Origin of the sequence: Halobacillus sp. A1-3, from assembly GCF_050971765.1 — a bacterium.
In the GTDB taxonomy this organism is placed as follows: domain Bacteria; phylum Bacillota; class Bacilli; order Bacillales; family Halobacillaceae; genus Halobacillus; species Halobacillus mangrovi_B.
Genome location: NZ_JBPCEO010000004.1, coordinates 344,493 through 357,921 on the forward strand (window position 1 = coordinate 344,493; position 13,429 = coordinate 357,921).

At 40.0% G+C, this 13,429-nt stretch carries 14 protein-coding genes; all 14 read right to left on the reverse strand.

Annotation, left to right across the window (positions count from 1 at the left end):
- Nucleotides 1–13: 13 nt before the first annotated feature.
- The 14 genes from ACRYKC_RS09580 to spoIVA all read right to left on the reverse strand — a co-directional run bounded on the left by ACRYKC_RS09580 (nt 14) and on the right by spoIVA (nt 13,427).
- Nucleotides 14–871, reverse strand: coding sequence for a hypothetical protein (locus ACRYKC_RS09580; RefSeq protein ID WP_433806501.1), 858 nt, complete (start codon nt 869–871; stop codon nt 14–16).
- A 65-nt stretch (nt 872–936) separates the two neighbouring features.
- Nucleotides 937–2,226: a 3-phosphoshikimate 1-carboxyvinyltransferase gene (gene aroA, locus ACRYKC_RS09585; protein WP_433806502.1), complete on the reverse strand. Its 1,290-nt coding sequence runs from the start codon at nt 2,224–2,226 to the stop codon at nt 937–939.
- Nucleotides 2,227–2,238: 12 nt separating this feature from the next.
- On the reverse strand, nt 2,239–3,339 hold the full coding sequence (locus ACRYKC_RS09590; RefSeq protein WP_433806503.1) for a prephenate dehydrogenase: 1,101 nt from the start codon (nt 3,337–3,339) through the stop codon (nt 2,239–2,241).
- Nucleotides 3,339–4,433: a histidinol-phosphate transaminase gene (gene hisC, locus ACRYKC_RS09595; RefSeq protein WP_433806504.1), complete on the reverse strand. Its 1,095-nt coding sequence runs from the start codon at nt 4,431–4,433 to the stop codon at nt 3,339–3,341. Before hisC ends, ACRYKC_RS09590 begins: the two co-directional genes overlap by 1 nt.
- A gap of 15 nt (nt 4,434–4,448) precedes the next feature.
- On the reverse strand, nt 4,449–4,811 hold the full coding sequence (gene aroH / locus ACRYKC_RS09600) for a chorismate mutase (protein WP_433806505.1): 363 nt from the start codon (nt 4,809–4,811) through the stop codon (nt 4,449–4,451).
- Nucleotides 4,808–5,887 (reverse strand): 3-dehydroquinate synthase, encoded by a 1,080-nt coding sequence (gene aroB / locus ACRYKC_RS09605; protein ID WP_433806506.1) that lies wholly within the window; start codon nt 5,885–5,887, stop codon nt 4,808–4,810. The genes aroH and aroB overlap by 4 nt, the downstream gene beginning before the upstream one ends.
- On the reverse strand, nt 5,888–7,057 hold the full coding sequence (gene aroC, locus ACRYKC_RS09610) for a chorismate synthase (protein ID WP_433806507.1): 1,170 nt from the start codon (nt 7,055–7,057) through the stop codon (nt 5,888–5,890).
- Nucleotides 7,058–7,537: 480 nt separating this feature from the next.
- On the reverse strand, nt 7,538–7,984 hold the full coding sequence (gene ndk / locus ACRYKC_RS09615) for a nucleoside-diphosphate kinase (protein ID WP_433806508.1): 447 nt from the start codon (nt 7,982–7,984) through the stop codon (nt 7,538–7,540).
- A 91-nt stretch (nt 7,985–8,075) separates the two neighbouring features.
- Nucleotides 8,076–9,047, reverse strand: coding sequence for a heptaprenyl diphosphate synthase component II (hepT, locus tag ACRYKC_RS09620; RefSeq protein WP_433806509.1), 972 nt, complete (start codon nt 9,045–9,047; stop codon nt 8,076–8,078).
- A 15-nt stretch (nt 9,048–9,062) separates the two neighbouring features.
- Nucleotides 9,063–9,770 carry a demethylmenaquinone methyltransferase gene (locus ACRYKC_RS09625; RefSeq protein WP_433806510.1) on the reverse strand — a complete coding sequence of 236 codons (708 nt, stop codon included), beginning with the start codon at nt 9,768–9,770 and terminating at the stop codon, nt 9,063–9,065.
- A 2-nt stretch (nt 9,771–9,772) separates the two neighbouring features.
- Nucleotides 9,773–10,576, reverse strand: a complete 804-nt coding sequence (locus ACRYKC_RS09630; RefSeq protein WP_433806511.1) for a heptaprenyl diphosphate synthase component 1 — start codon at nt 10,574–10,576, stop codon at nt 9,773–9,775.
- 96 nt (nt 10,577–10,672) lie between these two features.
- Nucleotides 10,673–10,897, reverse strand: a complete 225-nt coding sequence (gene mtrB, locus ACRYKC_RS09635) for a trp RNA-binding attenuation protein MtrB (protein WP_433806512.1) — start codon at nt 10,895–10,897, stop codon at nt 10,673–10,675.
- A gap of 137 nt (nt 10,898–11,034) precedes the next feature.
- Entirely contained in the window at nt 11,035–11,307 is a 273-nt protein-coding gene (locus ACRYKC_RS09640) for an HU family DNA-binding protein (protein WP_014643523.1), read from the reverse strand.
- Nucleotides 11,308–11,948: 641 nt separating this feature from the next.
- Nucleotides 11,949–13,427 (reverse strand): stage IV sporulation protein A, encoded by a 1,479-nt coding sequence (spoIVA, locus tag ACRYKC_RS09645; RefSeq protein ID WP_433806513.1) that lies wholly within the window; start codon nt 13,425–13,427, stop codon nt 11,949–11,951.
- Nucleotides 13,428–13,429: the final 2 nt, after the last annotated feature.

Here is a 13,429-nt window from a genome sequence, read left to right on the forward strand (position 1 = left end):
ACATCCTTTCTTCCTACACAAAATGCTTGTGGATTTTCACTTTTAAGTGTGAACCTGGATCATAGTTTACAACCTTTTGATTAACCTGTTTGATCGTACCATTCATAACCGTTACTTTCGGAACAGAATTATGATATCTGAAATTCCTTTGTTCATCAAACATAGTGGCTTCATCAATGAAATATAAGTTGTAGTCAGCTTGACCACCTGGCTGAAAACCTCCCTTTGAAGGAAAGATTCCACTATCCCTTAAGTTCTGTGCAGTTACCATTTCATCGTCCTGCATATCTGTTAACCCTATGATACCATACTGTTTGCGAAGTGAAGACCACATTTCCAGGTAATTATTTGACGTGTTTTTTTGATCTTTGACGATTAATGTGAATGGAATACGCTTATGAGATTGAGCCTGAACCAGCCATTCCCACTTAACTTCTGCTAGTTCTTCTTGAGAATTTACAACTATACATAAAAAGGGACAACCTCTTCGAGAGTAATAGCGCACCATTTCTGGTTTTACTGCCTTTGCTTTTATTACAGGTATCACCATATAGTCAATTGGCAGTTCATCTAATTTCTCCAGAAAAGTGTCATATAGCTCTCGGAAGTGGCGTATGCTAGTCACTAGGTGTTGAATCAATAACAAGGTGCATCCTCTTTTTATGTATTCCACAGCTTCTGCAATTGGGGAGTCAGAAGTCTCTAGTGGAGCTTTTCGGTCGACCATAATGTGACCTGGCGAAACATAGAGTCCGTTTGTATTCATCTGCCAGTATGAACCAGACCCTACTCGATCCCTTACAAACTTCTCTTTACAAACCGTCAACTCCTCAAAAGTTGATCTATTGTTCCTAAACCAATAAGCTCCCATACGATAGTAACCTCCAATAGGCTTTTTATATCGTATGAGAGCTTTCATAAAACTATGAAGTTTATTTACTTTCTTATTTTATCTAAATGAGAAAAGAAGGATGGATAAGAAATATTGATACATTCTTTTCCTACAATCGTAACAGAGGTTTCACTGATTAAGGAAGCCACGGCTCCCATCATTCCAATTCTGTGATCTCCAAGTGAGTCCACAGTGCCACCATTTAAGGTGCTCCCTCCATGAATGACAAGCCCGTCTTGACGTGCTTCCACGTGTGCCCCTAGCTGATTAAGGTTGTCAACTACTGCAGAAATGCGATCAGTCTCCTTGTACCTTAGCTCTTCTGCATCCTTTATAACGGTCGTCCCTTCTGCTTGGGTAGCCGCAAGGGCAATAATTGGAATCTCATCAATTACGTTTGGAATCATTTCACCTTCTATGGTAGTACCTGTTAAAGTACTTGACTTAATATGGACGTCCCCTACTGGTTCTTTTCCTACATAGGTGTGGATATTTGTTTCAATGGAAGCGCCCATGGCTTTCATTACACGAATTATTCCATCACGAGTAGGGTTTAAGCCTACATTCTTTAATGTCAACTCACTTCCAGGCGTCACGACAGCTGCTACTATGAAAAAAGCTGCTGAAGAAATATCTCCTGGGACATGTACATCAGAAGCTTTCAACCTCTGCCCACCTTTAATCGTAATGGTCGAGTCCTTAACGGATAAATCGACCCCGAATTGAGGGAGCAGCATTTCTGTATGATTTCTTGTCTTACCCAACTCAGTTACTGAAGTTTCCCCTTCAGCAAGCAGTCCAGCTAATAATAAAGATGATTTCACCTGTGCACTTCTTACCTTAAGTTTATGGTCTTTCCCTCTCAAGGTTGTGCCTTCAAAGGATAAAGGCAATAAAGAAGCTTCTTGCCTGCCAGAAATGGCAGCACCCATCTCTTTAAGAGGCACGACGACACGATCCATGGGACGTGTCGACAATGAGGCGTCACCATACGCTACAGTAAAAAGCGGCAATCCTGCAAGTACACCACTCATAAGCCGTGCGGTGGTACCGGAATTACCAAAATTGATAGGTACGACCGGCTCATTAAGGTTATCTACCCCTTTTCCATGAATAACTAAATTATCCTCACTCTGTTCAATCTCAACGCCTAAGCTTCTAAAAGCATTAACCGTCCTTAAACAGTCTTCTCCCGTCAAAAAGTTGCTAACCTTTGAAGTACCCTCAGCCAATGATGCAAAGATCACAGAACGGTGAGAAATTGATTTGTCTCCAGGAACTTCAAGCGTTCCGCTTAAGCCCCCTTTTGAAGGTTCTATTTCAATTACAGCCACTTTCTCCACCCCTTACTGTTGTAACATCACTTCATATTGATGCTTTTCTAGCAGCTTTTTGCTACCTACTTGGTCTTTATTTGTAGCAAAACTGATTCGTAAAACACCCGTAATTCCTTCTCGAATCTCGAGAATTTGGATATTTTTAATACTTATATTCTCATTTGCAAGCAAACCTATAACATCATGAATTGCACCAGGCTGGTCATGAATGTCAACGTAGATATCATAGAAAGAGGGAATCGCACCCTTTTCACGTACAGGCAAACCATCTCTATACTGCTTGGCTTCTACTAAATACTTATAGGTTTGCTCGCTTTCTTGGTCTTTCAAAAAGTTTCTTACTGTCTGCATTTCATCAATCCAGTCATCCAGCATTGATATAAGCAGTGTACGATTTTGAAAAAAGATGTCCTGCCATAGCTTCGGATTACTAGATGCAATTCTTGTTATATCTTTAAACCCGCCTGCTGCTAAATGTTCAATATAGGGGTGAGTTTTTTGCCATTCTCTAGCCTGATGGACTAAAGAAGATGCAATTAAATGGGGAAAATGAGAAATGACTGCGGTCATTTCATCATGTTCACTTGTTGTAAACGTTAAAAACCTGGCCCCTGTTTTTGAAAATAATTGCTTCAGTCGCTCAGCTTCCGCTTCTGTTGCATGGATCGAAGGCGTCAAAACGTATATGGCGTTTTCGAATAAATGCGGTTTAGCAGCTGTGTAACCTTGCTTATGGGATCCAGCCATAGGGTGCCCTCCCACAAAAGAAAGCTGTGGGTGTGTAAGCTTATTTGCTGCTTCCAGCACTTTATTTTTAACTGAGGACACATCCGTTACAAGCAACGGTTTTGAAAGGTCGATATCCTCCAGCTGGTTAAGAAAGTCGATGGTAATGGATATTGGTGTTGCAAGGATTAAGATATCCGCTTCCTTTACGGCTTTCGAAAAACTTTTTGAAGCCTGATGAATGACCCCCTGCTTCAAAGCCATGTTCATCGTTTCTTCATCCTTATCCATCCCGATGACGAATACATCTTCTTTTTCTGATACGTTCATGGCTAATGAACCGCCTATTAAGCCAAGCCCAACGATTAGTACTGTTTCTTTCATTACTCAACACCTGAATTCAACTTGATCTTCATTTCCTCCTGGATCCGCTGCATATCCTCTTTTCTACCGATTGTCAGTCTTATAGAATTTGGGAGGCCAAGTGCTTCTCCAGATCGGACAATAAATCCTTTAGAAAGAAGGTGTTCGAACATTTCGTTTCCGCTTATAGGTAAATGGATGAGTAAAAAGTTCGCTTGAGAATCAAAGTAAGTCAACCCTTGCTCTTCACAAAATTCCATTAAAGCCTTTTTATTCTTCTTATTTTCTTCAAAAGATTTTTCTATGAAATTTTGGTCGTCTAAAGCTAGAATTGCAGCCGCTTGAGCTACCGTAGAAGTATTAAAAGGTTCTCTTGCTGGTTCTAATAACTGAATCAAACCTGGTTGCGCAACGCCATATCCAATTCTTAATCCAGCTAAGCCGTAAGCTTTCGAGAAAGTGCGCAATACCATTAGGTTTGGATATTGATCTATAACAGAAAGTGAATCAAAAAAATCATCTGCTTCTACGTACTCAAAGTAAGCTTCATCAAGAACAATTAGTACATGATCCGGTACGCGGTCAAGAACAGACTTTAAGGTATCTTTATTGATATGGACACCAGTCGGGTTGTTTGGTGTACATATCCATAACACTCGTGTTTCAGAATCAATTTGCGAAAGCATTTCCTCTAAATCATGGTGACCTTCAATAAGAGGAACTTCTCTGACCTCTGCTCCCTCAATCAATGCATTATGACGATATTGGGGAAAAGTTGGAGTCGCCATGATCGTATTAGATCCTGGCTCTAAGAAGGTACGGCAAATAATTTGCACCACTTCATCTGATCCATTTCCGAAAATAAGCTGCTCCTTATCCACACTTATAAATTCTGCTACTCTTTCTCTTATGGCAGCCGCATAACCATCGGGATAGATTTCCAGCTTGGAGATCAACTTTGGTAGTTCCTCTTTTACTTTGGAAGAGAATCCATATGGGTTTTCATTAGAAGCAAGTTTTACAATCCGCTCTAAACCGAACTCTTTTTTAACTTCTTCTATTCCCTTCCCAGGCTTGTATGGTTTCATCGTTTTTAGAATATCTTTCGCTTTCATCTGGAAAAACTCCTCTCAACGCTTTAAATCCGGTCTTAGCTGTTTAGCTTCATAGTGATAGATATGCTTTACTTCTTTTTGCCCTTTGTTTGTGTTTACCGTGACCATCACTCGAATACATAAGGGTAAACCCCCGGGAACCGGAATTTCTGTCATACACATAACTGGAACGTATGTCCAACCTTCCAATTCACGTAAAGATTTTGCAGGAAATGTATCATTAATGTCTCCTGTCACTGTGAAAAATACAGACGCCACATCATCGGGGTTGATATTATTTTCCTTCACCATCTCTTGTAATAGATCTACCGACCGGGATATGATTTCTTTAGCTTCGTTATTTTCTACTGTTGTTGCCCCTCTAATTCCACGTATCATGTAAGAATCACCTCTTCAAAAAAACGCTTCAGTTCTTCTTTCAGTTCTCCTTCTGAAACTGGCATGACACACGGAGAGCCGATATTTGTCAACAAAACATAATGGATTTTTTGTTGCACAGCTTTTTTATCCCATTTCATTCTTTCAACTAATAATTCCGGCTTGAGATCTTGCAATTTCTGTACAGGATAATTGTTTTTCTTCAACCAATTTACATAATCATTTACCGGTAAACTAGAAGTAAGTTTATATTTGCTTAGTTGTAGAGTAAAACAAATCCCAATTGCTACTGCCTCTCCATGGGTAATCTTTCCATATCCCAGTTCTGCTTCTATTGCATGAGCCAAAGTATGCCCTAAATTCAAGTGTCTTCTTAAGCCTTGTTCCTTCTCATCTTTTTCTACAATGTCAGCTTTGACACGAATTCCTCTTGTGAGGTCTGATGTCAGCTGGTCTATCGTCAAGGATGGCAAAGAAAACTGGAATAATTCGTTAGTCCATTCTTCATCACTTAGCAAGGCGTGTTTAATCACCTCTCCATAACCTGAACGAATTTCTTCCTCCGGTAATGTCGACAGAGTTTCCATATCATAGATCACCATCACAGGATTATAAAAACTGCCGATCATATTTTTCCCTTTAGAATGGTTTATGGCAACCTTTCCTCCCACACTGCTGTCGTGCGCAAGGATAGTCGTAGGCATTTGGATGAAATCGATCCCTCTCAAATAGGTAGAAGCTACAAATCCCGCTAAATCACCAACCATTCCGCCTCCTAGAGCAATAATAAGAGATTTCCGATCAAGTTGAGCATCAATACAAGCATCAAGTAACCTTTCGTATTGCGTCATGCTTTTAGAGGCCTCGCCTGAAGGGATTACGGAAGTATGAACATCGTGATTTTCCCTAAGGCTTTGAACAACGTCTTCCAAATAAATCTGCGCAACTTTATCATCAGATATTATAAGAATAGTTCGATAAGACTCATCAACGTAGTTAGCCAACTCTCGCCGCGCGCCCGCTTTTAATACAACTTCGTAATCATGGGTACTTGATTGGATCATTAAAGATGTCATTTAAAATTCCCTAACTTCTTGTCGATAATCATCAACGGCTCTTTTCAGGCGAGGGAAATAGTCAGCTGGAAATTCATCCGTAATAGACTTTGCAAGTTCAAAAGCTACGATGTGTTCCATAACTACTGAAGCTGCAGGAACGGCACATGAATCAGAACGTTCAATACTAGCATTAAAAGGTTCTTTTGTATCAATGTCAACACTCTGCAACGGCTTATACAGTGTTGGGATAGGCTTCATTACGCCTTTTACAACGATAGGCATGCCAGTAGTCATTCCGCCTTCAAAACCACCTAAGCGATTCGTACGGCGATAATATCCCCGTTCTTCACTCCACAGGATTTCATCGTGAACCTGACTGCCGTTTCTTCTAGCTGCTTCAAATCCAATTCCAAATTCAACACCTTTAAAAGCATTGATGCTCATTACACTGCCTGCGATCTTTGCGTCGAGCTTCCGATCATATTGAACATATGAACCGATCCCTGGAGGCATGCCCTCTACATAAACCTCACAGACACCTCCAATAGAATCCCCTTCTTTTTTCGCAACATCGATGGCTTTCATCATTTTCTCAGCAGCACTTTCATCAAATGTCCTGACTGGAGAGGCTTCAGAAATCTCTCTCCGCTCTTTTAAAGAAAGATTCTCATCAACATCACTCACAATTCCAGCTATCTCCCTTACGTAGCCCGAAACTTCTATACCTAATTCACTTAATAACACCTTCGCTACTGCACCAGCCCCGACACGAGCAGCTGTCTCTCTTGCAGATGAACGTTCAAGTACATTTCTCATGTCACGGTGACCGTATTTCATTCCTCCGTTTAAATCTGCATGCCCTGGTCGTGGTTTAGTTACAGTACGACGAATATCCTTAGTTTCCTCAGGAAGAGGGTCTTCTCCCATAATATCGGTCCAATGCTTAAAATCATCATTATGTACGACTAACGTGATTGGTGAACCCAATGTATAACCGTGACGTACACCACTTGTAATTTCTACAAGATCTTTTTCAATTTGCATACGTTTTCCTCGTCCGTATCCACCTTGACGACGGATTAACGATTCGTTGATCTGCTCTCTTAATAGAGGGAGATGTGATGGTACTCCTTCAATGATGGTTGTTAATTGTTTACCATGTGATTCGCCAGCGGTTAAATAACGCATGAACAAAGTCCTCCTATCAGATGTATAAAAACTGAAGTATTCTCAGCAATAAATTTTACGTATTACTATATCACAAGGAATTATGTTTGTGTTCTTTAAATATTCAATTTTTTTAAAAGTTTCAAGATCCATGAGTTTAATTCCCTATTATAATGGAGCAACTACTTCAATTTTACTTTTATGAATGGTGTAAAAACAACTCTTGTGAATAGTGCATAAGTAATCTTAATTCTAACTAAATTAATTCAGCACTTCTTATCCAATGGTACTTTAACGCGGTGAAGATGTAAATAGCTCATTAAAAACTAAGAAAGAACTAAAAGGTAGAATCTAGTAATATACATCAACAAATCGATTCATTTACAGCCTCGAGAACTTGGCACAGGTGCTGGAAATAGCCATACAACGCAAGAGAGCCATTCAAACACAAACTTCTTAGACAATGAAAAAACCGCCTGAAACTCAGGCGGTTTTCTTTGATTAATAAACCCAGCTTAGATTATCTTTCTCATAATCGGATTGTTCGCTTTTGTCAAAGAAGAGATTGATTTCTTTTTCAGCGCTTTCTGGTGAATCTGAACCATGAATGACGTTTTTACCAACTGTGACACCGAAGTCTCCTCGGATTGTTCCAGGAGCTGCTTCTTGAGGTTTTGTAGTCCCCATCATTTTACGGGCAGTGGCAATAACCTCTTCCCCTTCCCATACCATTGCGAATACAGGACCAGATGTGATGAAATCTACAAGCTCCCCAAAGAAAGGCTTATCTTTATGTTCACCATAGTGCTTTTCAGCAAGTGTTTGAGGAATAATCATAAGCTTAGCGCCTACTAACTTGAACCCTTTCTTTTCAAATCTAGCCACGATCTCGCCAATTAGATTACGTTGTACTCCGTCAGGCTTAACCATTAAAAAAGTCTTTTCCATGTGATACACCTCGTTTTATGTATTAGAGTGAAAGCGCTTTTAATAAGTGCCATAAAAAGTCTATCAAATAATGTAAGCGATAGCAATAGAGTTAAGCCCTTCTTTTACCAATATACTTGGCGATCCCTTTCAACGTCTGTTTGGCGCGGTTAGCAGGCAGTTTAGAAAGGGAGTCATAGGCTTTAGCAAGGTACCTGTCACTCACTTCTAACGATTTTTCTATGGAACCATTCGTCTTTATTCGTTGAATAACCGGTTGAAGATCTTTTGCAGTTAAGCCTTCACCCTTGGCGAAAAGTTCCTCTAACTGCTGTCTAAAGTCTTCATCCTCCATTGAGTAGAGAACGGGCAAAGTGATATTTCCCTGAAGCAAGTCACTGCCTGCAGGTTTGCCTAATTCTTGTTCTGAAGCGGTAAAGTCAAGTACGTCGTCGATTATTTGATAAGACATTCCAACATAGTAACCATATTGATACAAGGCGATTTCTTCTTCTTTTTTAACATCTGCTGCAATTGCACCAAGTCGGCAGCTCGCTGCAATTAACAGTGCCGTTTTCCTCTTAATCCGACGCAAGTAAGTTCTTAAATTTTGTTTACTATTAAATTTGTCTCGTATTTGCTCAATTTCGCCTAGGCACAATTCGACCATAGTTTTTGCTAAGATTTGATGAGCTCTAGGGTTTTCCAAGGCCGATAAATTCTCAAGTGATCTAGCAAAAATATAGTCTCCAGTATACATGGCAATCCTATTGTCCCAGCGGGATTTAATAGTAGGCTCGCCACGCCTGAGTTCTGCTTCATCTATCACATCATCGTGTACGAGGGAAGCTGTATGTATAAGTTCTAATGAAACTGCGACCGCTTTCATCTTCTCAATATCGTAATCACCAAATTTTCCTGCTAACAAGACAAAAACCGGACGGATCCTTTTCCCCCCTGCCTGCAGTAGTTGACTTGACGCCTCTCTTAATACTGGATTGTCCGACTGGATTGTTTCGTTTACAGCTGATTCAATTGTAGTCAAATCCTGTTTTAAAAAAGAATATATCATCGCTAATTTCATTGATTTCATCCCTAACTATTGCTTTTCCCCCATATGCATGGCTGCGACACCACCCGTATAGGATTTCACTTGAACATTGGTTAATCCTGCTTCTTCAAACATTCTCTTCAATTTGATTTTATCAGGGAAGTCTTTAGCGGACTCCTGAAGCCAGCTATATTCTTGATAGCTTTTAGCAAAGATTTTTCCAAAGATCGGCATAACATTGCTGAAATAGAAATAATAAATCGACTTGAATATAGCATTGGAAGGCTGTGAAGTTTCTAGACAGACAACTTTTCCTCCAGGTTTTACAACACGGTGCATCTCTTTAAGTACCTGTAGATAATTCGGTACATTTCTAAGTCCGAAGCCGATGGTTACGTAGTCAAAACAATTATCTTCAAAAGGAAGCTCCATCGCATTGCCGTGTTCAAACTCGACTTGTTTAACACGAGAATCCATCTTCTTTTTGATCCCCACAGATAGCATGTTGATGCTAAAATCCAGGCCAATAACTTTTCCACCTGGTCCTACAGCATCTGCGAGTGCCATTGTCCAGTCACCAGTACCACAACAGACGTCTAAAGCTTGATCGCCCTTAGACACTTGCATCCGTTTCATTACATCGTTACGCCAAAGCCGGTGCTGTTGAAAAGAAATGATTGAATTCATTTTGTCATATCGGTTATATATTTTCTCAAATACGTGATGAACACGTTCTTCTTTTGTTTGCTGTTCCATTCTTACCCTTCTTCCGCTATCTTTCTCTGATTGAATTGATGATGTATTGCGGCATGAACATAGGATTTGAGCCAATTAAAATGAATAGGCAGTTGGGAGACAGTCACTTCTAAACGATGTACGTGACTTTGAAGGATTTGTTCGATACTCATAATAACTTGACCGCTGTTTCCTAGGATCCCGGACCGGTTCATTAACACATCAATGAGCAGTGAGAATTTTCCTTCCTGGTAACTCCGCTTTTCTTCTAACAATTTTTTAGCAAGGAGCCATTCACCGGCCATATCGTTAATGATTGTTTTTTGTACGTAAGAAGCAACTCTCTGAATTAACAAAGACTCAATTTTTTTCAGGCCGTTTAGGAATTCTTGAAACGATTCCACATCTTTATAGTAAAGTTCCATTTTTAGTTCATTGATTTCTTTAATGGCACCTGCAAGCGTGTGGATCATCGGTATATCATCAAGTTGAGATAACAGATAATAATATAAACCGCTGTAATAATCGCCCGCGAGTACGGTCAGCTGTCGCTGACGGATGGTATCATGATCATCGTCCTCTTCTGTCAAAGACACAAGATCATGCGTATCCAAGGCTATTTGTACAAGCATAGTTGTAATGATATACTGCTCTTTTTTTACATCAGAAAGATTCGTATGATCCATGATCGACGTTAAGATAACCAATTTGTCTTCATCTATGGTCGGTTCAGGTATGAATCGTGCCAAAAAAGGATGGCGAACTTTTGATGCGATTTTTTCTTTAAGTTGTTTGATATCGTTATCTGATGAATTCAACTTGATCACCTGATCCCTTCATGAACGCTAATAAACCACACTCATTATAGCATAATTAACCATTAAGCGCTTTATATGTATACTCGATTAAACAAGCAGAGCTGATCACTCTGCTTCATTCGTTACCTCTCCATGACTCGTCTGAATAACTGCTTTGCCACGAACCTTCACCGCTGAAGTGTGTTCAGTAAACTGGGCTATCATTACTTCCCCACGATCCAGCTTCTCTGAGTGATGGAACCTAGTATCCGTTCCGCGTGTCAGTCCAATGACATTTACTCCATCCTCTAAGGCTTTAATGACGAAAAAATCATTATTTGATGTAGTCATATTATTCAAGCCACCTTCCTCTACTTCTACTATCTCTTACATGTTTGTTCATGTCAAAAATTCTACACTTTCTTATTTATGCCCTAAAATAAGAAAAAAGGGTGCATTTTGCACCCTTTTTAGCCCTATGTAGCTAATTATTTAACCGCATCTTTAAGGGCTTTACCTGGTTTAAAAGCTGGAACTTTGCTTGCAGAGATTTCAATCTCCTCACCAGTTTGTGGGTTACGACCTTTACGTGCCGCACGCTCACGAACTTCAAAGTTTCCAAAACCGATAAGTTGGACTTTTTCACCGTCTTTAAGTGAATCCATGATAGATTCGAATACAGAATCTACAGCTTGTGTAGCATCTTTCTTAGAAAGATCAGTTTTTTCAGATACTGCGTTGATTAGATCTGTTTTGTTCATGACATTCACCTCCTCCCAAGAGGGTTAATCTCATTCTAGTACACGATAATGCACTTCAAATGTTTATATAGCAGTCATCAATTGATGACACGCCTTATATTAAACGAGTTTCTGACGAAATTCAATAGATAATCCTTTAACAATCGCGTTACAAAGCGATTTTTAAGGTGAATTCCGCTTCATTTCATGAGTAGCTTACCATAATAAAATAAGACATGCAAGAAGCTATAACCCTTGTCATGACAGGTTTCCACCTGTTTTTTTATCCTTTAAACGGATATTACGACATGGAGGAGGAGAATTCCTTTATTTTTACTTAATTTTTTTATAAAAAACTGCTTTGATACCACAAATATTCTTGTTCAAGTAAGAATTTAAGGGCAATTGAACGCAGAAACCACTGCTATAAAACCGGCTCCTAATCCGAGATCCGGTTTCGAGATCACCCGTTTCGGTTACCTATTCAAAGGATAGGTTCGGCAAATTGCTCGCTTTCGGTTAGGATGACTGCAAGCTCTTCATTAACAATTCACGTATACGAATCCAAGTGATTTCGAAATCGAGTCTTCTTCTATCCTGCTATGAAAAAACAACCACTGAGTCAAAAATAGAAAAAATTAAAAACGGCCCACTAGGAGCCGTTATAGAATAATTGCAATCATGCCACCGGAGCCTGTGTTTATAATCCGCTCCAGAGTTTCCTGTAATTTGTATCTAGCATTTTCAGGCATTAGGGCTAGTTTCGCCTGGATACCTTCACGAACGATCGAACTTAAAGAACGACCAAATATATCTGAGTTCCAGATGGATAATGGATCTTCTTCAAAGTCCTGCATCAAATACCTTACCAGCTCTTCACTCTGTTTTTCTGTACCGATAATTGGAGAAAATTCTGATTGAACATCAACTTTAACCATGTGAATTGACGGGGCGACTGCTTTCAAACGAACACCAAATCTTGATCCTTGTCTAATGATTTCCGGTTCCTCCAGCGACATATCTTCAAGCGAAGGTGCTGCAATTCCGTATCCCGTTTGTTTTACCATTTGAAGGGCATCGGCTACTTGATCATATTCTCGCTTAGCATGGGAAAAATCCTGCATGATTTCTAATAGGTGATCTTTACCGCGAATCTCTTCACCTACAATTTCCTTCAAAACATGATCATAGAGGTGTTCCGGTGCCTGCAAGTCAATCTCGGCAACTCCCTCACCAAGATCCATACCAGATATATGTGCTCCCGTAATATATTCATAATTGTCGAAATTACCCACAACTGTATCTACGTCACGAAGCCTTTTGATATCTTTTACAGTTTCTTCTATAGCCGCCTGGAAGTTCTCTCTTAGCCAGTGTCTTGAATCCAGCACCATTACCCAGCTCGGCAGATTCACATTGACCTCAAGGACTGGGAATTCAAATAAGGCTTCTCTCAAAACACTTTGTACGTCTTGCTCCCGCATACTTTCTACAGATAATGCGAGTACTGGAATATCATACTTTTCAGCTAGTTGACTTCTTAAAGTCTCTGTACGTTCCGCATGAGGTTGCGCAGAGTTTACAATCATAATGAAGGGCTTTCCTACGTCCCTAAGCTCTTCGACGACCTTCTCTTCTGCTTCTACATAATCCTCGCGAGCAATATCTCCAATAGTTCCATCTGTAGTTACAACAATTCCTATTGTCGAATGCTCCTGGATTACTTTTTGGGTACCAATCTCAGCTGCTTCATGAAACGGGATGGCTTCTTCATACCATGGAGTGTGAATCATTCGTGGACCATGTTCATCTTCATAACCAACAGCACCTTTAACTGCGTATCCTACACAGTCCACCATCCGAACACGAATGTCCAAATGATCATCAATATTGATGGTTGCTGCTTGATTCGGCACAAACTTCGGTTCAGTCGTCATAATTGTTTTACCTGCAGCACTTTGAGGAAGTTCATCCATCGCTCGTTCACGTTCGGATTCTTCTTCCATATTCGGCAAGACCACAAGTTCCATAAATTTCTTTATAAATGTGGATTTGCCGGTACGAACGGCTCCAACGACACCTAAATAAATATCCCCATTCGTCCGTTTGGAAATATCACTAAAGATATCTACCTTTTCCAAAG